This is a genomic window from Bacillus sp. BHET2 (assembly GCF_005938125.1).
In the GTDB taxonomy this organism is placed as follows: Bacteria; Bacillota; Bacilli; order Bacillales; family Bacillaceae_B; genus Rossellomorea.
Genome location: NZ_VCQN01000001.1, coordinates 151,548 through 176,937, shown reverse-complemented (window position 1 = coordinate 176,937; position 25,390 = coordinate 151,548). Strand labels below are relative to the sequence as shown.

Sequence of the window (25,390 nt, the reverse complement as noted above, 5' to 3'; positions counted from 1 at the left end):
AAGAATTTATCTGGTTGGAGGAATGTTCGATGAAGAAAGATATATTAGTCATACATACAGGCGGCACGATTTCAATGATGGAAGATGAACATACAGGAGCAGTAACACCTGGGAAAGAGAATCCACTCTCTGTACAAACATCCATCGTCTCAAACATAGCAAACCTGATGGTCGAAGAAGCTTTTCATCTACCATCGCCCCATATCACTCCTAAACATATGCAACAACTTAAAGAGCTAATTGAAAACAAATATCAGGAAAAAGCTTTCGACGGTGTAGTCATCACTCATGGTACGGATACACTTGAAGAAACTGCTTATTTCTTGGATCTGACCCTCTCCCTCCCTATCTCTGTGGTCGTCACAGGTGCGATGCGCTCAAGCAATGAAATAGGGGCGGACGGATTATATAATCTAATTTCTTCTGTGCGGGTGGCAGCTGATGAAAAATCAAGGAACAAAGGTGTATTAGTTGTCTTGAATGATGAAATCCATTCCGCTAAGAATGTGACAAAAACACATACGAGCAATGTATCTACCTTTCAAAGTCCACAATATGGACCGATTGGGATCGTGACAAAAAGAGGCGTGCTCTTTCATCACCAGCCTACATCTACTGAATACTACCAGGTTTGTGACATATCAAAGAGGGTGACGTTGATTAAAGCTTACGCAGGAATGGATTCAGGACTATTGAAAGTCATAAAAGACCTGCAATACGACGGAGTAGTCATCGAAGCATTGGGACAAGGAAATCTCCCTCCCGCCACTGTGCAAGGTATTAACGGGCTATTAGAAGCAAATATTCCTGTTGTGTTGGTTTCTAGATGTTTCAATGGTATCGTACAGGATATTTATGGATATTCCGGTGGCGGAAAACAGTTGAAAGAAAAGGGGGTTATTTTCTCCAATGGCCTGAATGGGCAAAAGGCCAGGATTAAATTAATGGTTGCCCTTTCCCAAACAGGTGACATTAAAGAATTGGAATCGATCTTCAAAAATTAGATTCCCCCCTTTAATTTCAATATCAAACAAACCAAAATAAAGAGGCTCTCAGCTGAGCCTCTTTATTCATTAATTATCTTTTTTCGTAATGGACTCGGCGATTAGTCCACCGTGCAGACGGCCATTTTCAATAAAGATTTCATTTGCATTGTTTCCAGCTGCAATAACACCCGCAATATATACACCGGCTATATTCGTTTCCATCGTTTCTGGGTGGTGCGCAGGGCGACCGGTTTCTTCATCAATGTCGATTCCCATCTTGGTAAGAAAACTATGATCCGGATGATAACCGGTCATGGCAAACACAAAATCATTTTTGATTTCTTTCTTCTCGCCGTTTACATTGTAGATGAGAGATTCTTCCGTAATTTCATCGACACATGCATGGAATTCCATTGTTACTTCCCCATTTCTCACCAGTGCATCAAAATTCGGGAGAATCCAAGGTTTAACACTCTTAGAATATTCACTTCCTCGGTATAAAACAGTGACTCTTGCTCCAGCTTTATTCAATTCAAGTGCTGCATCGACTGCTGAGTTCTTTCCTCCGATCACAACCACATCGGTATCGAAAAACGGATGTGCCTCTTTAAAATAGTGGAACACCTTCTGCAATTTCTCTCCTGGTATTTCCATATAGTTCGGATGATCATAATAGCCAGTTGCAATGACTATCGATTTACTTTCGTATACGCCCTTTGAAGTGGACACCTTAAAGCTTTCATCCTTTTTCACGACGGTATGAACGGTCTCAAATCGATTGATCCTTACGTTCTTTCTTTTAGCCACTTCTCGGTAATACACAAGCGCTTGATTCCTTTTTGGCTTATGTTCTTCAATAACGAATGGGACGTCACCTATCTCAAGCTTCTCACTCGATGAAAAGAAGGTTTGGTGAGTAGGGTAATGATAGATCGCATTCACAATATTCCCCTTTTCAATAATCAAAGGGTCGATTCCTTTTTCTTTTAAACTAATAGCTGCAGATAACCCACAAGGTCCTCCGCCTACAATGATGCATTCTTCAATCTTCAAATTCAGACACTCCTTCAATTTCTCTATCTGAATGGTGGTTTACGTTTATACGCTTCAGATTTATCAATATTCTCTACTCAATTATTATGGAATAAGATTGCGACCAGGTCAAAAGGAAGCACTCGGATTTCCGATTCCTGCCTTCAATATTATTGCTTATCAGTACCGAATTAATCTTCATTAGAAAGGCATCTTTCGTAAACTTGGTTGCTTTTTCCATGAGCGCGTGTTGGTATATCCTTTACGAACAGAGATAAATAGAAAGAGGATGAGGTGTATTCACCTCATCCTCTTCAGCATTATTTAAATCCAGCCTCTGAATCGACATGCTTCAGCCATTTTTCTAACTCCTACCATATAGGCGGCTAGCCTCATATCCACTCTTCTAGTTTGTGATGTTTCATATACATTATTAAAGGAGCTAACAAGTATCTTTTCAAGCTTCTCTTCTACTTCTTCTTCTGTCCAATAATATCCCTGATTATTTTGTACCCACTCAAAGTAAGAAACCGTTACACCACCTGATGAAGCCAAAACATCAGGGACAAGCAGGATGCCTCTTTCTGTTAAGATCCTCGTCGCATCTAATGTAGTTGGACCGTTAGCAGCTTCAACCACGATGCTTGCCCTGATATTATGGGCATTCTTCTCTGTAATCTGATTTTCTATAGCGGCGGGGACAAGTATGTCACAATCGAGTTCTAATAACTCTTCATTTGTAATCGTATTCGTAAACAATTTCGTAACCGTCCCGAAACTATCCCGTCGATCCAGTAAGTAGTCGATATCCAGACCGTTTTCGTCATGAAGTCCGCCATATGCATCTGAAATCCCGATGACCTTTGCTCCTGCATCATGCATGAACTTCGCAAGGAAACTACCTGCATTCCCGAAGCCCTGAACGACAACACGAGCTCCAACCAGCTCAATCCCCTTTTTCTTAGCCGCTTCATGAATACATATTGTTACTCCTTTGGCTGTAGCCGTCTCACGCCCATGAGACCCCCCCAGTACCAATGGTTTTCCAGTAATGAACCCCGGAGAATTATATTCATCAATTCTACTGTATTCATCCATCATCCACGCCATGATTTGAGAATTTGTGAAAACATCTGGTGCAGGGATATCCTTAGATGGCCCGACTATTTGACTGATGGCACGAACATATCCTCGACTTAAACGCTCTAATTCCCTAAATGACATGTCACGGGGATCACAGATGATCCCCCCTTTTCCACCACCATATGGGAGATCCACAATTCCACATTTCAAACTCATCCAAATCGAAAGAGCTTTCACTTCTTTTTCAGAAACATTCGGGTGAAAACGTATCCCGCCCTTTGTTGGTCCTACTGCATCATTATGCTGAGCACGGTAACCCGTGAACACCTTTACTTTTCCATCGTCCATACGGACCGGTATTTTAACTGTTAACATTCGTATAGGTTCTTTTAATAATTCAAATACTTCTTCAGAATACCCCAATTTATCAAGAGCAAGTTGAATAACCGTTTGTGTAGATTTCAGCACATCATGCTTATCTGATGCTTGATGATTTTCTTTCCCCTTTTCGGCTACCATATATGTAAACCTCCCAGTATACTTCACTGTTTAACGGAACCTAGTCCCATTCATGACATAGTATACACGTTTGATTTCTTCTTGCAAAGAAGGAAAATAAAAAATTGAACATTTATTTGAAAACGCTATCAAAACCGAAAAGCGTAGGTGGCTCGTTCAGCCCCGACAAGCATAAGATCAATGGACCATGAAGGCGGTCTTTGCCTTCTTGGACCATTTAGCTTATGACCTCGAGGGGCTAGCCGCCGGAGCTCTCCAAATATTATTGAGTCTCAGAAAGTGGAAATCAAATGGTATCCAACTTTAACGATGACTTAAAAAAAGCACCTTCAGGGATAATTCCTAAAAGTGCAAAAAAGATTATTTCCCTACCAGATTCCTGTGATAAAACATCTATTTCAAGGGGGGTAAAGATTCTATACATGTTTCCATCACCAATCTTTGGTCCAGCTCGTCAAAAATAAAACAATATTTTTTCAATAGAGTCCCTCAATAACACAACACGACCATATTCCATCAGAATATACTTCGTGATTTTGGATTGCTGGCCATACTCGGCACAAATCGCTTCCAAAATGAAGCTATCTCCTTCAAGTAAATTTTCTATAAGCACGTAATAATTTTTCTCATAGTAAAAAATGCTGAATTGGATGAGCGAGTTATTCACATTACCCATATCATTTATTCGCTTAAAGAGGTCTAACAAATCCTCGAAATCATCCAAATAAACCAGAACATCGCGCTCATTCATAGACGGCATTATTTCGTTTCCATCTTCCCAGTCGGAAAAATCATCTTCTGATTCCAAGGTAAGGATCATACAAATTTCATGGTCATCGAAGGATTCTATCTCCACCGTGATTTCCATTTGTGTTTCGATACCAAATTTTCCTTGGACTTCATCTAACATATCTTCAAAAAGATCATGCCACATGTAGGAATCTTTCCATTGGTCTTGTTCAAATAAACCTTTTTGTTCTAACTCTTCCACACTTATAGAAAATTTAATTTTATTATCAGAAATTCTTTCGAGCTTCATCTTCGTACCCCCTAGAGTGTGACGATTTATCATCATACTATGTAAGGGGCAGGAAACAGTGCATCTTCTACTTACAATTTACTTTTCAACCACTGCTCCCACTCTTGTTTAGACTGTCCAACGATATGCTCTGTGTACTGTTCTTTTAATTCTTTTGTAAGATGATCGACTGCAAATCCCCCGATGCCTATTTCAAGATCACCCCGCTCCTTTTTTAATGAAGAAACAAGGGAAAGAAGATTGTTCACATTTTCCAAAAGGGTACAGGAAAAGAAGAGAAATTTAGGATCAACTTCATCAAGAACAACATCAATATCATTTTCTTTTATGCTGGATCCCAGGTAGATGACTTCGAAGCCTTTTCTCCTGACATAAAGAGTGAAAATCAATAATCCTAATTCATGCCATTCACCTGGTCCGCAAACCGCGACTACTTTAGGCAGGATACCATTGTGGGGAAACGAATGCATGATGATGCCAATACGGGACCTGAGGATGGAGGTAGCAAAATGTTCATGTGCCGTTGTAATCTCCCCATTTTCCCACAGGTCCCCTATTCTCACGAGTAAGCTTCCAAGAATGTCGATCACCACTTTGTCAATCGTATAGACAGTAAACGACTGGTTGATAATTTCATGTGCTTTCGTTTCGTCAAAACGTAACAAAGCCTTTAATAAATCATCCGAAATGGTTTGAGTACGATCCTTTTGTTCAGTGGAGGTAACCTCATTGTCCTCAAGCTCTTGTTTATCCAGTAGCGCAACCGCTTGGCTGATGGTGAACCCCTGATCAACCTTTCCAACCAGCCACTTCAATATATTCAAATGCTGTTCAGTGTACAAGCGGTGACCCGATTCATTCCTTACAGGCGCAATAATCTGATACCTTCTCTCCCACGCCCTCAATGTACCTGGTTGTATCCCTAAAATTGTAGACACAGCTTTAATATTATATTTACCTTCTAATTTCTTTTCATGACTCATAAATAGTCCCCCAAGTATTTCTCATGTCCCTAAAATTATAATCGAGAAACCGCTATGTGTAAAATTTGTATAGGTAATGAATAACTTATGTTCATTTTATCTCTTACTGATAGTCAAAAGGTGGGTTTCAGCAGGTGCTCCCAACCGTAATGGTACAGCAGTAGTCCCGTAACCATTGCTTACTAATAAGGTGGTCTGAGATAGCTTTTCAAGTCTTCCTTTTTTATACATACCCCACCCTAGCAAACGAATCTGTCCTCCATGGGTATGGCCGCTAATCATTAAATCAATTCCATCTTCCATCCTTATGTGTTTAACAAGCCGTGGATCATGACTGATCAATAGGTTAAATTCAACAGAATCCGTTTGCTTTATTGCAGCTTGGTAGTCTGCCCTCTGGGTACTGGCGTCATCTACTCCTATTAAATTAATCTCACCATTATGGATTGGCACTTTCATTGAGGAGTTGACGATTTCCTTGATCCCTTTATTTTTAAATATTTGCTTTAGTCTACTCGTGTCAACTTCATAATCATTATTGCCCCAAACGAAATAAACCGGCCCGATACTCATGAGTTTATCTAGATTCTTTTCGACTTTTGAAAAGGGTACTCCTCTTTCAAGTAGGTCTCCACCGATGATGACAATATCGACCTTCCCTTCAACCTCTTCAATGATATCATCAGAAATTTCTCGTTTATGTATATCCGAAATAAAAAAGAGGGAGATTGGTGCCATATGATCAGGGAATCCTAGAAGTTTCACTTCTTCCTTTTTGACAGCGTTTCGACTTGCTTCGTATAGCATCAAAAGGAGAAGACTTACTCCTCCTACCAATAATAAAAGACTGAATTCAAGCATTGTGGCCTCCTTGACGGCGGAAATCTATTGAAATAATACCATAAAAAATGGCTAAGCAGGAAAAAATCATTGTTTGCCATAATCCATAGGTGCCCAAGAGGCAAATCACAACTATATGAATTGGGACGAGCAATAATTCTTTATGTAGTTTCCCTCTTAATAAGTGAAGAATCGATGAGAATTCGACTGTTAATACATTCCCTTGAACCATTAGTCCGATCATAAAGGCAAAGGAAGAAGCAAAGAATTGCACAGGGTTTAACACTAATTCCACAATGAACTCAGGGTTATTTAATCGTTCTTCTACCGGAAACCATGTAATGAATAAATACCCTAATAGCAAGGTGAAAAGTATCTTAACAACATGATTGATCAAAAAAAATCCCTCCCATAAATCTTATGAGAGGGATTTCGTTTCATACAGGGTTTTCTTCAATTATTCATCTTCATGGATATCAAGGATACGGAATCCTGATTTCTCTAACTTATTGAGGAATTTCTCCATATTGTCCTTCTTTTCAACCTTTAGGACAATACGTCTTAATAATTTATCTGTTTCATCGAAAGTAACAAGAGAGATGACAGATTCTGAATATTGTTGGATGATATCACCGAGTCGAGCAATCCGTCCTTCCGTTTCTACAGAAGAGAAGGCGATTCGCACTCCTTTTTGGTCCATGCCGAATGCGCTTCTAAATTGATCGAGGACGTCAAAACGAGTAACGAGTCCAAGGAACATTTTATTATCACCCACGACAGGCAGGATAGGTGAATCCTTTAATTCGATCAACGCATTTTCAAATACATCCTTATCAGTAATGTATTTGTCGGTTTTTGTAACGATATCTCTTGCTTTTTTCTCCTTGAGAAAGGCTTCTTTTTCCATACCTGAAAGGAAGAAACTTTGATAAATATTATAACGGGTTGCTACACCTTTAAACTCTTCATTTGAAAGGATTGGCACTCCATCGATTTTATGATGTTCGAGAACCGTCAGCGTTTTTTCAATTGAATCGTTCTCATCTACCACATAGCATTTGTGTTTCGGTATCATGGCACTTTTTACAAACATTTGACCACCTCATCAATAATTTCTTTAACCTATATATTCAACATTTTCATAGCGTTTTCCTTCATATTTGTGAATTTAATTAATTTGCATGTTCCATTTCATTCGTTCATATGATGTTACGAAGGATTTTGTTTTTAGTTTGTGGTTAATGATACAGGTGTTATGAAGGTAAAGCAAGGGTTGTCGTTTACCACAAGACTTTCAGAAATCCCCAACACCACCATTGCTTTAGGACGTTTATTAAAGGAGGAATTCCCTTGAATGAATACTATAAAGATTATTATCCGTATGTAAGTCCGTTCGATCCTTGCAAGCCAATTACACGTAAAGTATTCTCTACGCCCCCAAATCTCTATTTAGGGTTCCAACCCCCAAACCTTGAACAATATTCACCGAAGGAAGCCTTACAAAAAGGGACATTGTGGAAAGTGTTTTATGACCCTTATTATAGCCCCTACGAAAAAATGAAAGGAGATTAAACTTCTATGAAACAGCTACCCCCGTATTATTATGAGGTTCTAGAAGAACTGCAAGCCGTAGATTTTGTCATTGTCGATCTCACACTTTATCTGGATACCCACCCGGAAGACTACGATGCCATCTCTCAATACAATATGTATATTAAAACACGCAAACAAATTAAAAAAAAGTTTGAAAAGGAATTCGGACCTTTAACCCAATATGGATATAGCTATTCCAATTATCCTTGGGACTGGAAGGATGCCCCTTGGCCATGGCAAGTATAAGGATGAAGGAGGTACATGCATATGTGGGTTTACGAAAAAAAGCTTCAATATCCAGTGAGAGTAAGTACATGCAATCCTAAATTAGCGAAATTTCTAATTGAGCAATATGGTGGTGCAGATGGTGAACTTGCGGCTGCCCTCCGATACCTCAATCAACGATATTCGATTCCTGATAAAGTAATCGGACTTTTAACAGATATTGGAACAGAGGAATTTGCTCACTTGGAAATGATTGCAACGATGGTCTATAAGTTAATTAAAGACGCCACTCCACAGCAGATGAAAGATGCCGGTCTTGATGCAAATTATGTCAATCATGATGGGGCGATTTTCTATCAGAATGCAGCCGGCGTTCCGTTTACTGCGTCTTATATTGCTGCTAAAGGGGATCCAATTGCGGATCTTTATGAAGACATCGCCGCTGAAGAGAAAGCGAGAGCAACATATCAATGGATCATCAATATGAGTGACGATCCAGACCTGAATGATGGATTGCGCTTTCTAAGGGAGCGTGAAATCATTCATTCCCAACGCTTCCGGGAAGCGGTGGAAATACTTAAGGATGAGAGAGATAAAAAGGTGTTTTTTTAAAGGATGCGATCAACGTTTAGGCTCACTAGCAGCAAGATCCGCAAGGGGTTACGGGTCTTGTTCGCTGTGAGTCTATTTCTCATTAACTAAAGCCCCCTTGGAACTTATTTTGTGCCGTGAAATAGATTGATATCCCATTCTTTTTTTAATTGTTCGAATACTTGATGCCTTTTTTTCCATGCTTCTTCTTTCCATAAATCCTTGCTCCTGTCAATGACTTCACATCTTAATGCATGGAATTCTTTTTCCTTTTTCTCCTTCTTGTCATATAAAATTTTTGATGCCCCGAAAAGCCCCACTAAAACCATAGCCAAGAGCAAATGGAATGTGTTCGACACGAATACAGAAAACATCGCAGCGAATGAGTAGGAAAATGGTCCAAGTACAAATTTAGTAAGGTAATATAGAAAATAAAAGGAGGCAAACATTGTTCCCCATAAAGTATAAAGATGCAAGGTTTTGGCTTTATCAAATGTTTGTTTTTTTTCAATCAAGTTATGTAGCATCTGTCTTGTCGCATGATCTGTCCATTCCCCAAAATCCTGTTTCCCACGCTCCATCTCCACCCTCTCCTTTCCTCCCTATAGTCTATGGGCATGTCCAACGTGATAGACTAGTAAAATCAAAAAAGGATCTCTTCAGATCCCATACCTACACGTATTCTATTGAAATGGATGTAGTAGTTCATTATCCAAACATTTGATTTTGCCCATGAAAATGACTAACTTCACAAAATTCTTCGATGAGTTGATCAAAAATCTGGTCCCAGGATTGTTTTTGGGCCATTTGAAGGGCTTTTCGTTTCATATACTGGAGGCGGTCTTCACTCAGCACTTCAACAATATGATGAATGAACGATTGAGGCTGATGAGCTTCGGCTATTCTCCCAGTTTGATCATGCTCAACAATATTTGTAACTCCCCCTTTATTGGCTACGATTGCTGGCAGTCCTGATGCAAATGCTTCCAGTACCACATTTCCAAATGTTTCAGAAGCAGAAGGGAATACAAATAAATCCGATGATGCATACACCTCTGCCAGTTCATGGCCGGTTAAATAGCCTGTATAGATCACACTTTCTTCTTTAGTCTTTACCATCAGCTCTTCCCTCATTGGACCGTCCCCTACAATGAGCCATTGAACTTGATTTTTCACTTCTTGAGGAAGATATTTGATCGTTTTTTCAAGGGTTTTCAAGTCTTTTTCTGGAGCTAGTCGTCCTACATATAGGAGGATATATTTCTTTGTAATCTTATATGTTTCCCTTATGGAAGAACTCTTCTTGGTGGGTGAATAGGTTTCACAATCGACTCCCCTGCTCCAAATGGACAAGTCTCTGAACCCCTGCTTTTCCATATGAAGTTTCGTTTCTTCTGAAGGAACAAAAATGCGATCTGCTTGTGAATAGAACCATTTCAAATATTTCCATAATAGAGGAGACACCCACATCATTTTATAATAATTCAGATACACATCAAAATGGGTGTGATAAGAGGCCACAAGGGGAAGATTCATTTTCTTCGCCCCCTGGATTCCAAATAAACCCATGGTTAATGGTGTAGTGACATGGATCAGCGATGGGGAAAAATCTTTTAACTGCCTGATGATTGTCTTTGGATTGGCAATGGCCGTTCGGCACTCTGGATATAGAAAAAAAGGAAAACTTGTGAAAGATTGTACATTTGGGTAAGATTCTTTTTTATCCTGGTAATCTGGTACAAATACTTTATACTCAATCCTTCTTTTCTCATAATGTTCTGTCAACCTTTTTAAGGTTCTAGCCACTCCGTTGACTTGTGGATGGTACGTATCAGAAAATAGCGCTACTCTCATTTATATCTCCCCCTATAAGATTGCCTGGATCCTTCCCTAGTTTATGAAATAAACAAAAGCATAATCAAAGCAGTTGCAAAAGCAAGAAATGCTCCCGCTAATACATCTGAAGGATAATGGACACCAAGGACGACTCTTGAATACCCAACGAGCCAACTCAATGGAAAAAGAATAAGCATGGTAGTTGGATACTGAATCATAAATGGGATAGTGATTGAGAAAATAGCCGTAGAATGACCTGATGGGAATGAATGATCATTAAATTCATAACCGTGAAGAATAGCGTTAGGTAACGTGATATAAGGACGGATTCTTCTGACCAATTTTTTAATAATCGTCATCAAGATATGGCTGATGACTAATGAAACCAAGGCAACGGAAACTGTTTGTTTGATATGTGTGAAATACTCACTAATGATAAATAGAAACAGAATAGATGCGAGCGTGACCCTTGCACCTCCAAGATGAGTAATATACCCAAAGAATGATCGGTACAACTGCCTGCTTCCATTGATTCTGTAAAACAACATATCGTCTACCTTCCGAAAACGAGTCATCATTCTATCCACCAAACCATCTCCCCTCTCATTGTCAGGACCACTGCACTATCATTATAATTTTCATTTGTAACGCTCCTTATAAAGAAAGGTAAATTTTTTAAGAAGATGCTGAAAAGTAATTGTAAAGGCTATACAAATAGCACTCTTTGACAATAAAAAAACACCCACCACAAACAACTTTGGGTGGGTGAGCGTTATTGATCTAATGGAATTTCCAATACTTGTCCTGTTTGAATTTCATTATCTTGAATCTTATTCCATTCTTTAATCCGGTCCACTCCAGAAGGGGAATGGTAGTAGTTCATGGCGATTCGATAGAGCGTTTCCTGAGGTTTAACCGTATGAGACACAATCTTGTAGTTCGGTTGTTCCTTCTCCTTTTCTTGCTTTGGCTCTTCTTTGACCACTTCCTCCTCTTTTACAGGTGGATTAGCAGGGGCCTGCTGATTCTTCCCGTTGTTGTTGGAAACAGGCTCTTTCCTTTCCTCTTCTTTCTGAGTGTTGGAGGGAGGTTCTTCTTCCTCTTTAGAATCTGCCATTTCTTCACTTTCTTCACTTTCTGAATGATCATAACGGACTTCCACCACGTCATCTACATCATCTGAAAGAACAATCAGAGGTCCATTTCTATGATCAAAATAAGAATATATACTAAAAACGGTCAAAGGCAATAGAATGAAAAATAATAGCAGCATGCTGATTAATGGATACTTCATCTTCCATTTGTTCTTCTTCTGTTTCTCTCTATGCAGTTCACTCCGTGGAGGGAGCGGCTCTCTCTTTCTCACCGGTACTTCCTCTTTTACACGTTCAATTTTTTTCTTTAATTTCGCCGCTTGATCTCGATATGGGTCTTTACTCATGAGACATCCCTTCTTTACTTCCCTGTCTTCCTTTCTTACGCATGTGTAATCCTAGTAAGAAATCGATAACAAAGTGCATGATGATGGTTACGACTAAATTATCTGTTTGTTCATAAATGAAGCCGATCCAAAAACTTAACAGTACAACATTGACAATCAAAAACCAATGGGCCCAGTACCTAAAATGTATGAGAGCAAAAATAATACTTGAAACGATCAATCCAAAATGAAATTGCACAACACCTCTAAATAATACCTCTTCACTGAAGCTGATAAACAAAGCTAACAGGGCAATTTCTCCAATACCCCTATTTGTAAAAATACGGGCATTGACACCACCATCGTCATAGTATTTAGACGGTAACTTCTTCATTAATACGACATCGATTATCACAATAAGCAAGCCGCTAGTAAGTCCAATGGTTATAATCGATGTCGAAAGGTGGAATTGCTTCCAAAAATCAGTCCAGCTATCAAATAAAAATATACCTAATCCAAAGGCAATCGTTAATAGTACTATTTGAGTAAAATACAAATGAAATGTTAATTGCTTCTTAGAAAGTTGTTGAATGATTTCTCCTTGTTTCTGCATCGTTACCACTTATCCTAACAATAATTTTTCCAACCTTATTTCCCAAGTAGCCACCTCGGGATCAAAGGTGCTTGAAGTAAAAGAATGACTCGTGAAATCGTCGAGGGAATTCCCGCATAGATCGCAGCAGAAACTGATTTGTTGTTGTATGTTCTCATCAAAATAATGAAGGAGCTTCTCTCTTCTGCATGACCTAGATTGAAGCCACTGTATCATGAAGACAAGCTTGTCCTTTTTGTATTGCAAACGATTATCACGAATTTGTTTTACCTTCTCTATCAATCTATCAGTATCGATTGACAGGTCCTGTGAGAGCTCTGAGACATAATAAGTAAGAAAACGAAATTGCACCTCTGAAAGCTGTAAAGGCTCAATTAATTCTTTCGTTCTGTTTTTCGTGTTTTCTTTAACAAACCCCTGGATTTGAGTGTCTTCAGGTAACTCACTTTGAATAAGCTGTAATGGCAATGAAAGATCCTGTTCAGAGTATAGCACGACTGCAACGCTACTCTCGCCATCCCTTCCGGCTCTTCCGATTTCTTGAAGGAATGCTTCTATGCTTGTAGGGAAATGAAAATGGATGACAAAACGAATATTCTCTTTATTAACACCCATACCAAATGCGGAAGTCGCACATATCACTCTCAACTTCTCCGATAGAAACTGCTGCTGAATCAATATACGATCCTCTTGCTCCATTCCTCCGTGATAGTAAGCTACACGTGACACTCCATTTTCTCCTAGCCAATGAGCAACGTCTTCTGCCATTCGTTTGCTTGAGAAATAAATAATACCGGGCCCACCCCAGCCTGACACAAGTTCCAATAGAGTATTCAGCTTTTCATGTTGGTTTGTAACCTTTTTGACAAATAATCCGATATTTCCACGATCAATAGAATAGACCATTTCAACAGCCTGGTCCATTTCCAGCACACGTGAAATATCTTTCCTTACTTCCTCTGTGGCCGTAGCCGTTAAAGCCAGGGTGGTTGGATGACCAATTTTTCCTTTGAGTTCTCCAAGCTTTAGGTAGTCCGGCCTGAAATCCGGACCCCATTGTGAGATACAATGAGCTTCATCAATGACATATAAAGAAATATTCAATGGTTTCAAGGATGAAATCACTCCTGAACTCATGAGCATTTCCGGTGATATGAAAATAAACTTATAGAGGTGCAACTGTTCTAGAGCCGTCCTTCTTTCTACAAACGGCAAAAATGAATTAAGGGCGATGACACGCTTTTCTCCCAACACTTTCATCTGCTCCACTTGATCCTGCATTAATGACAGCAATGGAGAAACAATCAACACATGACCATCTCTCAAATATCCTGACAATTGATAACACAATGACTTTCCGGTTCCAGTTGGAAGCATTGCTACTGTATCCTGTTGATTTAATACGGAGCGGATGATTTCTTCCTGCCCTTTTCTAAATGAAGAGTAGCCAAATCGTTCTTTAAGCTCTTGTTGCAAATTCACGTTCTTCACCTGCCTTTGCAATTGCGACCCGAATTTGAAAATAAGATAATTGTGGAAGCTTTTCTTTTATCGGTCTTAGTCTTTTGGTTTTCATATCATTCATCACTCTAAGTACGTTTTGATACTCTAGTTCGTTAATAAACGGGGAAATATCAAAACCATTCTCTGTTAAGGCTAGTTCAATGAAATGATCTTCAATCGTATTTATTTTCAACTTTCTTATCCGTGAAATTTCTTCTATGGAGTGCCCTCTTTTATACAAATCGTACGTTTTACTAGTGGAAATAGTCAGGTTTTGATTTTGATCACTTTTTGAACTAATCGAATATAATATAGGGTATGTCGATGGTTCCTCTGCTAAATCTGACAACATACTGTGTACTAAATGTAAGAATCGAAAGCGACATTCTTCTTCATCCATATTTAACATATCAGCCACCTGCAGTTCCGTCCAACCAAAATCCTTAAAGCCGGATAGGCGGTAGACTAGAATGGATGGATCCACTTTCTGGGTATTCAAGATGGCATATAGCTCATGAAAAAGTGAAGAAGTGAAATGATCGATATTAGGGTGGGCTCTTAAGCAGTTCTTTACCCATTCCTGAATACTCTTGTTTCGTTGAACTGGAAAATAGAGCGATTCCTGTTTTTTTGCATTTGAAAGGACCTGTACAAGGAGAATCAATCTCATCCAAAACAGACGTGTCTGGTCACCATAGATGAGTCCATTCATTTCAGAGGGGAAAGCTTTCCCCAGAAAATCTTTTTTTACCTTATTGGTTCCAACTTCCGTCACGATCACCTTTCCATCTCCCACAATCTTGACGAGATCAGCGGTTTCTAATTCCTTTATTTTATAATCAAAATACGTACGCTTCAATTTAGGTAATGAAAGAAAAAACGGCTGCAACTGAAAAATATGCGCATCCTGGATTGATTGGGAAGACTTTTTCCCTTTTAAGATATGAAAAACAGAGTAAATCGATCGCTCTCCATTAATTTGCAACAAGCAATATAAAATCACATAATTAAGATAGGTCAATTCTCTACTCCTTACTATGTTGGTTATTGTCAAATATTGTACCATGAATTTGGTTTATAACCATGTTTTGTTTTTCTTATATAGGATAAAAATAAAAAGAGAGCACGTAACTATTGAAAAGTCATTCAATCCTCTATAAAATAAACATTAAGTGATTTTTCATAAACTTACACTATGTATAATGATGAATTATATAGAATTATTTAATTGGGAGGTTTTTTCTTTGCCAAAATATACGATCGTTGACAAGGACACATGCATTGCATGTGGAGCATGTGGGGCTGCGGCACCAGATATTTACGACTATGATGATGAAGGTATTGCATTTGTAACATTAGATGATAACCAGGGGACTGTTGAAGTTCCTGACGTATTAGAAGATGATATGGTTGATGCATTCGAAGGTTGCCCTACAGATTCCATTAAAATATCTGAAGAACCATTCGACGGTGATGCACTTAAGTTTGAATAGTGAGAATGAAGGCTAAGGAGAAAGTTTCTCCTTAGCCTTTTCTTTACAATTCTATAAAAAATTCAATAGAAAAACCCCTCAAACACTTTGAGGGGTTTCATTATATTTAATCTTTATGCCGCTTTGTTTAAGGCTGTTTGTCTTGATAGCCAGCCTTGAAGGCGAACAAATAGTAAAGTAAATACGGTAGTTATGAGAATTCCTTTTAAGATGTTGAATGGTACGATCCCTGTAATGATGATTTCTGCCGGAAGCTCGAAATTCATAAAGTATTTATAGGCCGGAAGGAAAACAAAATAATTTAATATTCCCATGCTTATACTCATCACTACAGTACCTGTGATCAATCCAATCAACAAACCTTTTTTCGATTGAAAACGTGAATAGATAAAATACGTAGGAAGAATTAAAAGCACTCCTGCCATAAAGTTGGCGACATGACCAATCGGAACGCCAGTATCGCTTCCTGTCATAACATAGTCGATCACGTTTTTAAACAATTCCACTAAGACACCTGCAAGTGGACCGAGTGTTATTGTCGCGATTAAAACAGGGACATCACTGAAGTCTACCATTAAAAATTTTGGAAATGGTGGTATTGGGAAGTTGAACAACATTAACACATAGGAAATGGCACTTAACATACCAACTGTGACAAACGTGCGTGTATTCATTTTTTTCATCATTCTCTCTCCTTTTGGAGATTCATCTTAAATCGAAGATAGCTTAAACCTAAGGTTGCATTAAAAAACTCCTAGATACTAAATCTAGGAGAATGAAAGGCATACCCTAATAAACGTTTAGCTTCCCTTTTCTAAACGTTCTGGCACAAACCTTCATCTTCTCCCATCCAGACTATACTGTCGGCTTTGGAATCTCACCAAATCCTGCCCCTAAAGGCTCGCGGACTTAGAAACAATTGTTTCATCACCGCCGGTAGGGAATTCCACCCTGCCCCGAAGACGAATCTTTATTTTTTTATACATTCTCATTATACATAATGATGGGGATTATGTGAAGAAAAACAGTTCGAATTCGAAATATATGAAAGTTCTCCCCACTCTCCGGGTATTACCTGTATCCTCAATGAATCTTCAAGGTCTGCTGTGGGTATATAGGAGTATTTATATCCAGTCCGTTCACCGCAACGATTTCATTCACATCAATTCCTTGCGTTACAGAGATCGAATTCAATGTGTCACCCTTTTTCACAACATAATTTGCATTATCAGTACGAGGAATCACAATTATCTGACTAATCGTTAAATGAGTGTTACGCAGCTCATTGGCTTTTTTTATCTCCTCAACAGAAATGTTGTATTTTTGAGAAATCCCCCAAAGGGTTTCTCCGCTTTCGACAACATGATTGACGTTTGAGCCCGCTACCTGAGCAACCACTGTCTGAAGGAGTTCCTTCTCATTGGCAAAAACAAGCTGACCAACCTCTCCATGTCCAAACACACGGTAGGGATCGATTGCATTCTCTTTATCAATGGTCCATTCCCCTCTGTGTACTTCAAAATGAAGATGAGCTCCAGTTGATCTCCCGGTATTTCCTAACGTTCCTAGCTGTTCACCTTGTCTGATTTCTTGGTTCTCACCCACTATCCTGCTTTCAAGATGTGCATATACGGTTTCATACCCATTCTCATGCTTAACGAATACAACGTGACCATAGCTTGGAGACAGATACGATTTACTAACGATCCCATTGTCAACTGAATACACCGGTGAACCGATCTCCCCACCTATATCCATACCTTTATGGGTACCAGACCTTGTACCGAATGAATCTGTAATGACTCCTTCAACTGGAAACGTCCAGGTTACGGTCTCCTGTGAAACCTCATCACTCTCTGCTATTGCGGTCCGTCCAGTAATGAACATGAGGCTCACCCATAATGCCAACAGTACTACGATGAATCTTTTCACATAATCCAAAATCATGATTGACCTCCTTAACCAGATACCGGGATGGATTCATTTGAAAACGATCTTCATCCTGCGATAATTTTCCTTTCAGTAGTTTGTCTAAGTATGAGATAAATATACCTCTTTTATAGTTGTGGCTTTCTATCTTGTTCAATGAAAGCTCAATCAAGCCTCCCCAATCATTCACTAAACAAAAAAAGCCAGAAACGGATTTCGTCCGTTTCTGGTCATCAGTACAAACTTAATTCATTAAATCTTTTCTATTGGGGCTGATCGGCGTCTCAATCGGCTCATTGAAGTGGAATCCGTTCCAACTTTCCTGTTTAATATTCTCAAATAGAACCTTTTCATATCCCGCACTTCTGCTTGTTAATAGTATCCCCTCAATCATTTCAAGAGCGGTTGTATCGTCCAATGTTTCCAAGTTCAATTCATTCAGGAAGCTGGCCGTTACGTATTCATCCGTTTCCATTACACTTATATTGATGTCTTTCGGAATGACACTTTGAAATAAACTTGAGTCTGCCTGCTTCATAGCTGCGATCGACTCTTTGACATTTCCGCGGTCTATGTTGTCTGGGACCAAATATCGGTCCTTTCCATTCGGAGAATATAGATAATAAGCTGTGCGAGTTTCACCAGTCACATCAATCTTCGAGAATTCTCCTGTTGAACTGAATTGTGGAACAGATCCATCCTGCTCTTGAAGCACAACCTCATCAATTCCCTTATGCTGGAATGAATATTGAAGAGAATGATAGAAAGCGTATTCCACTGCGCTACTGCCACTATAAGAATGATCTGCATCCAAAGTGAAAATCACTTTGTTTTGATCATGTGTAAATTTTCCTTTTAAAGGAAGGTATTCCTCAAGTCCCCAGTCCGCTTCAGGTATATTCTCAGCAATTTGTTCATGTCGGGATAACCAGTCTTCACCATTAGAACTATCAATGACAGATACAGGTATAGGAACTGCTTCCTGTGACACAAGCCCAAACGTATAATAATCATTTCCTTGAAGATCGTCTGCATAAAGAGATAATCGATCGGAAGAACTATTTCCAGAGACAATTTTTTCCTCTGCCGTACTCTGATCACTATCTGTTAAGGTCATTTTTTGATCTTTATTCGGTTCAGGTAGCTTATCAGATTTCTCCGATTCAGTACTCATTACAGCTTTTTTGTTTTCCTCAGAACTTCCTGACCTATCAGCAGTATTTAATTCGGATTTCTCCATGCTATTATCCGTTAATTCAGTTAGTACCGTTGGCGCAAGCAATATCATAATTAATATAGCCGCAAGTGCTGCCACAGCTGGAAAGAACCGGTTGAATAGAACAAAGTTTTTCTTCTTATTCTCTCGCTTTATTCGTGCATAGATGTATTGAGAAGTTCGTTCATCTTTAATTTGAGGAAGTTTTTTTACAAGTTCTTCGATATCACGATTTTTCCATTCTGACTTGTTCAATTTCTCTCTCCTCCTTTGGGAGCCGTCCATTCATTTCAATTCTTAACCATTTTATTGCCCTGTGCTGGGTTGTTTTCACTTTACTTTCAGACCAGCCGAGCACCTCAGAGGTTTCAATAATTGAAAGTTCTTGTAAGTAACGCATGATAATCACCATTCTATAGTCAGTAGAACAATATTTTAGGCAGTCATACAATACTTGAATTTCTTCATTTGCAACAGCGATTTCTTCCGGCAGTGCCTCAACATCCATTACTTCATTCCGATTCCAATCGAATTTATCCATAATACGATTCTTCCAATTTTTCTGTTTTCTGAAATGATCGATGGCTACATTCTTTGCAATAGAAAAAAGCCAAGTCTTTTCTGAGCTTTTCCCCTCAAAGTGCTCATGAGATTTAAGTACTCGTATATATACATCTTGAACCAAATCTTCAGCCAATTGTTTATTCCGTACCATATATATGAGGAATTGAAATACGTCCTGATGATAGGTGGAATATAATTTTTCAAAAACGGAGTTCATTTGATTCCCTCCCCGTCAATTTATTAGTCGTAATATATGTAAAAAAGTTACACACTATCAATATAGTATTTTCAGGAAGAAAAAGAAAGACTTATATTAATTTATCCAGTCTATAAACGGTGGATAACAACACTCTTTGCGTAAAGAGCCAATTAAAAAGCCAACAAGGGAAGTCCCTTTGTTGGCTTTTTTCAACAACGTTTTTACTATATAAAGAATGTTTCCCATGTAACAAGAAAAATCGCCAAGTTTCTATGGATATCATCGATTCTTAGCTAATTAGGGAGAAAGAAAGTGAAGGTTGTCCCTTGATTCACTTTACTTTGCACTTGAAGATGACCTTTATGGGACTCAATGATGTTCTTAGCAATTGCCAACCCAAGACCTGTACCTGACTTCCCTCTTGTTCTGGCTTTATCCGCTTTATAAAAACGTTCGAATACAAACGGGAGATCTTCTTCCGGTATACCGGAACCCGTGTCTTTCACATGAAACAGATAACCACCCTTGCCTTCAGTCAACACGACGGTTACTTTCCCACCTGTTGGTGTATGTCTCAAAGCGTTATCAATGAGGTTTGTTAATACTTGTTCGATACGATCAGGATCCATTAAGATTTCACTGTTGATTTTCACGTCGCTTTCAAAGTAAATGGAGACCTTTTTCTCTTTGGCAAGACCAATGAATTTGTTCGTGACTCTTTCTGTGAATCCCATCACTCCAATCACGTCTTTATTGAGCGTGATATGTCCTGCTTCCATACGGGCCAAATCGAGTAGGTCATTCACCAATCGCCCCATCCGCAGTGATTCATCATAGATGATGCGGGCAATCTCCTTCTGTTCCTCTTCGGATCCTGCGATATCATCAACAATCGCTTCGCTATATCCTTGAAGCATTGAGATCGGAGTACGTAATTCGTGGGAGACATTTGCAATAAAATCCTTTCGGAGCTTATCCAATCTCCTCTCTTCCGTCATATCACGAACGACGGCAACCGCTCCCCTAATCGTATTGTTATTGTAGAGGGGACTAACAATCACCACATACGACCGTCCTTGCAGACTCAGTTCATCAGTTTGTTCCATTTCGGTTACGACCACACTCTGCAATAATTCTTTCACCGTCGTAGGAATCGCATCTTCACTGTCTTCACTCTGTTCATAATACCAGTGCTGTAAAAAACGATCCGCTGGAGGATTGGTAATCAGGATGGTGCCATCTCTATTAAAGGTGATGACTCCGTCGGCCATACTGCTTAAAATGGAGGAAAGTTGTTCTTTCTCCTGACTTAATGCATTGATATGAAATTTTAACTGCCTGCCCATCTGATTAAACCCCGTTGCAAGCTCACCTATTTCATCTTTCGTCAAGATAGGCACTTTTGTGTCAAACTTACCTTTCGCTACTTCAAAGGCTGCCTCTCTCATTTTTCGAAGCGGAGCCGTGATTCGAGTGGAAAGAAAGAATGCAAAAATGGTGGTTAATATGATGGCAATCCCAGCAGCCAGCAAGATTAACTTCGTGGTCTGGCGAGTCGTATCCTTTATGACACCAAGGGACTGGTAGAGATAAACAGCCCCGTCTTCCCCGTTAATGTGAAGGGGAGTTCCGACAATAATGACATTCTCGTACCGATTCGATGTCATTTCCGAGGATAATTCAATTTCTTTCTTAACAGTTTTTTTCTTCATTTTGACAGATTGCAATTGTTTGTCTTTTGAGATGTAGTCGTGAATTTCCTTTTGGAAGACGGTAGAATCATGAGAATAAAGTGATTCATTTTGATCTAATGAAATGATGATATTCACAGGTTCATCAATGATTTCTTTTCCAAGCTCCATCCCAAGGGTCAGATCATTATGATTTTCAATGACCCTTGCTACTTTTTCGGCGGTATGAGTCAGTTCCTTCTCAACTACATCAACATGGTAGTTCTGAAAGAATTCCAGTAAGAGAATCGTCAATATAAATAACACAAATGAAACTAATAGCAGGATCGTCAGCCATAGCTTCCCAACTACGCTACGCCAAAGTCTCATTCATTTGTTACCTCGAATTTATAGCCAACTCCCCATACGGTGACGATCATTTTCGCCGCCATTTCTGAAACTTTATTCAGCTTCTCTCTCAGGCGTTTAACATGTGTATCAACCGTACGTAAATCACCAAAGAATTCATAATGCCACACTTCTTTCAGGAGGTGTTCCCGGTCAAATACTTTGTCCGGCGCCTTGGCCAGGAAATAGAGTAGTTCATATTCTTTAGGTGTTAAATTGACATCGATTCCATCCGCCGAGACACGGTGAGCATCATTATCAATCGTAAGGTGTGGATATACGATGAGGTCTTTTGCCTTCGCATCCGTTTGAATAAAACCGGATTTTGTTGAGCGTCTTAATAACGCTTTCACCCTCAGGACAACTTCCCGTGGAGAAAAGGGTTTTACTATGTAGTCATCGGTACCAACCTCAAACCCCTGTACTCTGTTCACTTCTTCCCCTTTTGCCGTTAGCATGATGACAGGGGTTGCCTTGCTTTCACGAAGATGTTTACACACTTCGATCCCATCCATACCAGGCATCATTATATCCAATAGGATACAGTCATAATTATGTTCAAGGGCCATTTCTAACGCTTGCTCTCCATTTTCCGCTTCATCAATTGCATAGTTTTCTCTTTCCAAATACATTTTTAATAATCTACGGATTCTATCTTCATCATCTACAACTAAAATACGAATGTTTTCGTCCATGGGATGATCCCCCTTTTGTCTATTTGATTATTATCCTATATTTTATATGAAAAAAGAAGCTGACTCAAAGAGAATTGAATTCTCATTTTTTGTCAGCTCCCTTCCATTCATTATGATTGATTAAGCATATGAGTGTAACCCTGCAATAATAAGGTTAACTGCCACAAGGTTGAATAAAATGATTGCCACACCTACGACGGCTAACCATGCAGATTTCTCACCTTGCCAGCCTTTTGACATACGAAGGTGAAGAAAGGCTGCATAGAATAAGAATGTAATCAATGCCCATACCTCTTTTGGATCCCATCCCCAGAAACGAGTCCACGCAATTTGCGCCCAGATCATGGCAAAGATGAGTCCTCCAAGAGTAAAGACCGGAAAACCAATTAAAACAGAACGGTACCCAATTTCATCCATTAGATTCAAATTAACATTCTTCACTAATGGTTGCATTTTCGCGGCTATCCGCTTTCTGAAGATCAAACGTAGAATAAGATATAGACCTGTACCGATCATTATAGACCAAATGACCGTATTTAACTTCTTCGCATTTATAAGAGCAGGCATTTCGACAAGTGGTTTCATTACATCATCGGTTAATAATTCGCCCTCATTCGGTCCAACAAGAGCTGGTAGCGTGTATTCGGAAATCGCATCTGCACCCTGTTGATTTACATATTGAAAGTTTGCTTCGTAATTCCCTAGGGTAAAAACCGTTGAGGCTGCTACAAACCCTAAAACGACAACCATAGAATACATTACCATCTCCAGCCAGAATGACTGTTTGCTTCCTTTTGTATGTTGGACTGATTTCAATAAATAAATGAGACCAGCTACGAAACTGATGGATAATATGGCTTCCCCTGCTGAAACCGTCGTCACATGTATTTTCAACCAATCACTTTGCAGAGCAGGTATCAGGGGACTGATATCTTTAGGAAACATGCTCGCGTAAGCAATCACCAATAAGGCGAATGGAAGTGCAACCACACCAAGTATCGTGGTCTTATACATAAAATAAAGAATAATGAATGCTCCGACAAGCATCATTCCGAAGAATGTCGTAAATTCAAATAAATTGCTTACTGGAGCATGTCCAGAAGCTCCCCATCTTAGAAAGAAATAACCCAGTTGAGAAGCAAATCCGATTAGGGTTAAGGAAATACCGATAAATCCCCATTTCTTCTGATTTGTTTCCGTTGTATTCTTTTGACGGATACTTCCGCCAAAAAATAACGTAGCAATCAAATACATGATAAAGGAGATATAAAGTAAATTACTGCTCCACTCTGCCATTGTTGTCGTTGACATCCTTATTCCTCCTTACTTCATCCTTTTGTTGTTGATCTTCAGGCTCGTTTATTCCAGTACCATCCAGTACAGAGTCAATTTCATTCTTTAAGCCATGCCAGTTTTTATTCGTATGACCTGCTACGATGACTTCGTCGTCATCCCGCCTGATCCAGATTCTCCTGTGATGCCAATAGGCCCCTTGGATGACTCCAATCATGAAAATGGCTCCACCAAGAGCCAAAATCCATAAAGTGAGATCTTTATGTACGGTTAACGCCGACACATCTCTCGTTTCCACTCCGGCAAATGATAACTTATATTCGTTCTCCCCAAGTGGCTCTAGATTTTTTTTGATTCCTACAAAACTAATTTCCCCTTTAGGAGTTTCAGGAGAGAACAGTTTAAAAAGGAACGCAGGGTTATTTGGTAACGGAGATTTCGTTTGGGGTTCTCCCTGCTCATTAAAACCTGAGAAATCAGGATAATATCCCATCAATTCTGCTTTATATCCATCCTTAAATTTGTACACGTCTTGAGGATCAAACAAATCGACTGTGAATTCACCAAACGTTTTCCCCGATCCTTTATTATCAAAGGTAAAGGACATTGACTTGAATTCATCTAATTTATAACTGGTTTGATACACGGCGAAACTTCCGAATTTAAGAGGATGGTTCACTTTAATCGAATCCTCCTGCTCTTTCGTACGTACAGCCTTTTGCCCAGGTATACGATCACCCGACTCTTTATATAATATCACATCTGATTGGAAATTCTTTGCAATGGTACCATTTTTATCGATCGCTTCACCAAACACTTCCTTATCTTTATCCTTATCATAAGTTTCTAGGGTAAAGCCTTTGTTTTCCAAGTAATATTCCTGGTCCGTTCCAGGCACGGCTCTCGTTTCGCCCTCACGGATCCAAACAGTTTCATCAATATACATCCCAGGTACAAATCGAAGCATTCCTCCGAAAAGGAAGATGATAAGACCGATATGATTCACATAAGGACCCCATCTTGAGAAACGATTTTTCTCTGCAAGAATGTTCCCATCTTCTTCTCTTACCTTATATTTTTTTTGTATTAATTTTTCTTTTATTTTAGGTAAGGAATCTTTGCTTTCGATGGAATCTGTTTTCCCATAGATTCGTTGACGCTGCAAAAAACCAATATGTCTGGAAACACGCTGATTCTTGAGTGCCCGGTATAAGGGAATGACCCGGTCAAGGCTTGCAATGACGAGGGATATACCGATCGATGCGATTAAGAGAAGGTACCACCAGGAGCTATATAAATCATGAAATCCTAGGGTGTAGTACAATTCCCCGAAGAAACCATATACATCTTCGTAATACTCGTCAGCCGGCTGCCCGTTAGGTATGTATTGTTCTTGTGGTAATATCGTTCCGACTGCAGAAGCGATTAGGGTAAGGAGAATTAACCATACACCAACCTTCACAGAAGAAAAGAAATTCCAAATCTTATCAATAATGGATTTGTTATATGTCTGGGAGCGCCTCGCACTACCTTCATAGCGCATATCGTGAAGCTTCTCGTTCATCGCTTCGTCCGTTAACGCTCGCCCACAGGATTCACAGAGGACGGTACCCTTTGGATTTACATGACCGCATACACATTTGATCTCTTTCATGTTAAA

Annotated in this window: 27 protein-coding genes and 1 riboswitch; of the genes, 5 read left to right on the top strand and 22 right to left on the bottom strand. The window is 39.3% G+C overall.

What is annotated here, in order from left to right:
* Positions 1-29: 29 nt before the first annotated feature.
* Entirely contained in the window at positions 30-1,004 is a 975-nt protein-coding gene (locus FGG79_RS00875) for an asparaginase (protein WP_138775719.1), read from the top strand.
* A gap of 69 nt (positions 1,005-1,073) precedes the next feature.
* On the opposite strand, the gene FGG79_RS00870 is transcribed toward FGG79_RS00875, so the two are convergent.
* The 7 genes from FGG79_RS00870 to FGG79_RS00840 form a co-directional block, all read right to left on the bottom strand.
* Positions 1,074-2,039, bottom strand: a complete 966-nt coding sequence (locus FGG79_RS00870; RefSeq protein ID WP_138775717.1) for a YpdA family putative bacillithiol disulfide reductase — start codon at positions 2,037-2,039, stop codon at positions 1,074-1,076.
* Between the two features lie 303 nt (positions 2,040-2,342).
* Positions 2,343-3,620: a Glu/Leu/Phe/Val family dehydrogenase gene (locus FGG79_RS00865; RefSeq protein ID WP_138775715.1), complete on the bottom strand. Its 1,278-nt coding sequence runs from the start codon at positions 3,618-3,620 to the stop codon at positions 2,343-2,345.
* A 454-nt stretch (positions 3,621-4,074) separates the two neighbouring features.
* Positions 4,075-4,659, bottom strand: coding sequence for an adaptor protein MecA (locus tag FGG79_RS00860; protein WP_171050735.1), 585 nt, complete (start codon positions 4,657-4,659; stop codon positions 4,075-4,077).
* A gap of 71 nt (positions 4,660-4,730) precedes the next feature.
* Positions 4,731-5,642: a MerR family transcriptional regulator gene (locus FGG79_RS00855; RefSeq protein WP_138775711.1), complete on the bottom strand. Its 912-nt coding sequence runs from the start codon at positions 5,640-5,642 to the stop codon at positions 4,731-4,733.
* Positions 5,643-5,738: 96 nt separating this feature from the next.
* Positions 5,739-6,503, bottom strand: coding sequence for a metallophosphoesterase (locus tag FGG79_RS00850; protein ID WP_138775709.1), 765 nt, complete (start codon positions 6,501-6,503; stop codon positions 5,739-5,741).
* Positions 6,496-6,879, bottom strand: coding sequence for a hypothetical protein (locus FGG79_RS00845; protein ID WP_138775707.1), 384 nt, complete (start codon positions 6,877-6,879; stop codon positions 6,496-6,498). The genes FGG79_RS00850 and FGG79_RS00845 overlap by 8 nt, the downstream gene beginning before the upstream one ends.
* Positions 6,880-6,939: 60 nt before the next feature.
* The gene (locus FGG79_RS00840; RefSeq protein WP_138775705.1) at positions 6,940-7,575 is read right to left on the bottom strand and encodes a CBS domain-containing protein; all 636 of its coding nucleotides are present in this window, start codon (positions 7,573-7,575) and stop codon (positions 6,940-6,942) included.
* A gap of 257 nt (positions 7,576-7,832) precedes the next feature.
* On the opposite strand from FGG79_RS00840, the gene FGG79_RS00835 reads away from it, so the two are divergent.
* From FGG79_RS00835 to FGG79_RS00825, 3 genes are read left to right on the top strand one after another with little or no spacing between them, the layout of a single operon-like run.
* The gene (locus tag FGG79_RS00835; RefSeq protein ID WP_138775704.1) at positions 7,833-8,054 is read left to right on the top strand and encodes a spore coat associated protein CotJA; all 222 of its coding nucleotides are present in this window, start codon (positions 7,833-7,835) and stop codon (positions 8,052-8,054) included.
* 6 nt (positions 8,055-8,060) lie between these two features.
* Positions 8,061-8,321 carry a spore coat protein CotJB gene (locus FGG79_RS00830; protein ID WP_138775702.1) on the top strand — a complete coding sequence of 87 codons (261 nt, stop codon included), beginning with the start codon at positions 8,061-8,063 and terminating at the stop codon, positions 8,319-8,321.
* Between the two features lie 21 nt (positions 8,322-8,342).
* Positions 8,343-8,912, top strand: a complete 570-nt coding sequence (locus tag FGG79_RS00825; protein WP_138775700.1) for a manganese catalase family protein — start codon at positions 8,343-8,345, stop codon at positions 8,910-8,912.
* 104 nt (positions 8,913-9,016) lie between these two features.
* Here FGG79_RS00825 and FGG79_RS00820 read toward each other — a convergent pair whose 3' ends face one another.
* The 7 genes from FGG79_RS00820 to FGG79_RS00790 form a co-directional block, all read right to left on the bottom strand.
* Positions 9,017-9,472 carry a DUF2663 family protein gene (locus FGG79_RS00820; RefSeq protein ID WP_138775698.1) on the bottom strand — a complete coding sequence of 152 codons (456 nt, stop codon included), beginning with the start codon at positions 9,470-9,472 and terminating at the stop codon, positions 9,017-9,019.
* A 127-nt stretch (positions 9,473-9,599) separates the two neighbouring features.
* On the bottom strand, positions 9,600-10,745 hold the full coding sequence (locus FGG79_RS00815; RefSeq protein WP_138775696.1) for a glycosyltransferase family 4 protein: 1,146 nt from the start codon (positions 10,743-10,745) through the stop codon (positions 9,600-9,602).
* 41 nt (positions 10,746-10,786) lie between these two features.
* Complete coding sequence (locus tag FGG79_RS00810; RefSeq protein ID WP_240794228.1) at positions 10,787-11,305, bottom strand: phosphatase PAP2 family protein; 519 nt, start codon at positions 11,303-11,305, stop codon at positions 10,787-10,789.
* A 194-nt stretch (positions 11,306-11,499) separates the two neighbouring features.
* A complete protein-coding gene (locus FGG79_RS00805) occupies positions 11,500-12,168 on the bottom strand; it encodes a LysM peptidoglycan-binding domain-containing protein (RefSeq protein ID WP_138775691.1) in 669 nt (222 codons plus the stop codon).
* Complete coding sequence (locus FGG79_RS00800; protein WP_138775690.1) at positions 12,161-12,760, bottom strand: CPBP family intramembrane glutamic endopeptidase; 600 nt, start codon at positions 12,758-12,760, stop codon at positions 12,161-12,163. Before FGG79_RS00800 ends, FGG79_RS00805 begins: the two co-directional genes overlap by 8 nt.
* Before the next feature lie 9 nt (positions 12,761-12,769).
* Positions 12,770-14,242, bottom strand: coding sequence for a RecQ family ATP-dependent DNA helicase (locus FGG79_RS00795; RefSeq protein ID WP_138775688.1), 1,473 nt, complete (start codon positions 14,240-14,242; stop codon positions 12,770-12,772).
* Positions 14,220-15,284 carry a YpbB family protein gene (locus FGG79_RS00790; RefSeq protein ID WP_171050734.1) on the bottom strand — a complete coding sequence of 355 codons (1,065 nt, stop codon included), beginning with the start codon at positions 15,282-15,284 and terminating at the stop codon, positions 14,220-14,222. Before FGG79_RS00790 ends, FGG79_RS00795 begins: the two co-directional genes overlap by 23 nt.
* A 223-nt stretch (positions 15,285-15,507) precedes the next feature.
* On the opposite strand from FGG79_RS00790, the gene FGG79_RS00785 reads away from it, so the two are divergent.
* Positions 15,508-15,756 carry a ferredoxin gene (locus tag FGG79_RS00785; RefSeq protein WP_138775684.1) on the top strand — a complete coding sequence of 83 codons (249 nt, stop codon included), beginning with the start codon at positions 15,508-15,510 and terminating at the stop codon, positions 15,754-15,756.
* Positions 15,757-15,869: 113 nt separating this feature from the next.
* On the opposite strand, the gene FGG79_RS00780 is transcribed toward FGG79_RS00785, so the two are convergent.
* The 8 genes from FGG79_RS00780 to resB all read right to left on the bottom strand — a co-directional run bounded on the left by FGG79_RS00780 (position 15,870) and on the right by resB (position 25,384).
* Positions 15,870-16,439, bottom strand: a complete 570-nt coding sequence (locus tag FGG79_RS00780; RefSeq protein WP_138775682.1) for an ECF transporter S component — start codon at positions 16,437-16,439, stop codon at positions 15,870-15,872.
* 151 nt (positions 16,440-16,590) lie between these two features.
* Positions 16,591-16,724, bottom strand: a riboswitch (FMN riboswitch).
* Between the two features lie 115 nt (positions 16,725-16,839).
* Positions 16,840-17,703 carry a peptidoglycan DD-metalloendopeptidase family protein gene (locus tag FGG79_RS00775; RefSeq protein ID WP_138775680.1) on the bottom strand — a complete coding sequence of 288 codons (864 nt, stop codon included), beginning with the start codon at positions 17,701-17,703 and terminating at the stop codon, positions 16,840-16,842.
* Between the two features lie 226 nt (positions 17,704-17,929).
* Positions 17,930-19,156 (bottom strand): hypothetical protein, encoded by a 1,227-nt coding sequence (locus FGG79_RS00770; RefSeq protein WP_138775678.1) that lies wholly within the window; start codon positions 19,154-19,156, stop codon positions 17,930-17,932.
* Positions 19,128-19,682 carry an RNA polymerase sigma factor SigX gene (sigX, locus tag FGG79_RS00765; protein WP_138775676.1) on the bottom strand — a complete coding sequence of 185 codons (555 nt, stop codon included), beginning with the start codon at positions 19,680-19,682 and terminating at the stop codon, positions 19,128-19,130. Before sigX ends, FGG79_RS00770 begins: the two co-directional genes overlap by 29 nt.
* Before the next feature lie 275 nt (positions 19,683-19,957).
* Positions 19,958-21,724 (bottom strand): ATP-binding protein, encoded by a 1,767-nt coding sequence (locus tag FGG79_RS00760; protein ID WP_138775674.1) that lies wholly within the window; start codon positions 21,722-21,724, stop codon positions 19,958-19,960.
* Positions 21,721-22,437, bottom strand: coding sequence for a response regulator transcription factor (locus FGG79_RS00755; protein ID WP_138775673.1), 717 nt, complete (start codon positions 22,435-22,437; stop codon positions 21,721-21,723). Before FGG79_RS00755 ends, FGG79_RS00760 begins: the two co-directional genes overlap by 4 nt.
* 120 nt (positions 22,438-22,557) lie before the next feature.
* Complete coding sequence (ccsB, locus tag FGG79_RS00750) at positions 22,558-23,733, bottom strand: c-type cytochrome biogenesis protein CcsB (protein ID WP_138777493.1); 1,176 nt, start codon at positions 23,731-23,733, stop codon at positions 22,558-22,560.
* Complete coding sequence (gene resB / locus FGG79_RS00745; protein WP_138775671.1) at positions 23,714-25,384, bottom strand: cytochrome c biogenesis protein ResB; 1,671 nt, start codon at positions 25,382-25,384, stop codon at positions 23,714-23,716. The genes ccsB and resB overlap by 20 nt, the downstream gene beginning before the upstream one ends.
* Positions 25,385-25,390: the final 6 nt, after the last annotated feature.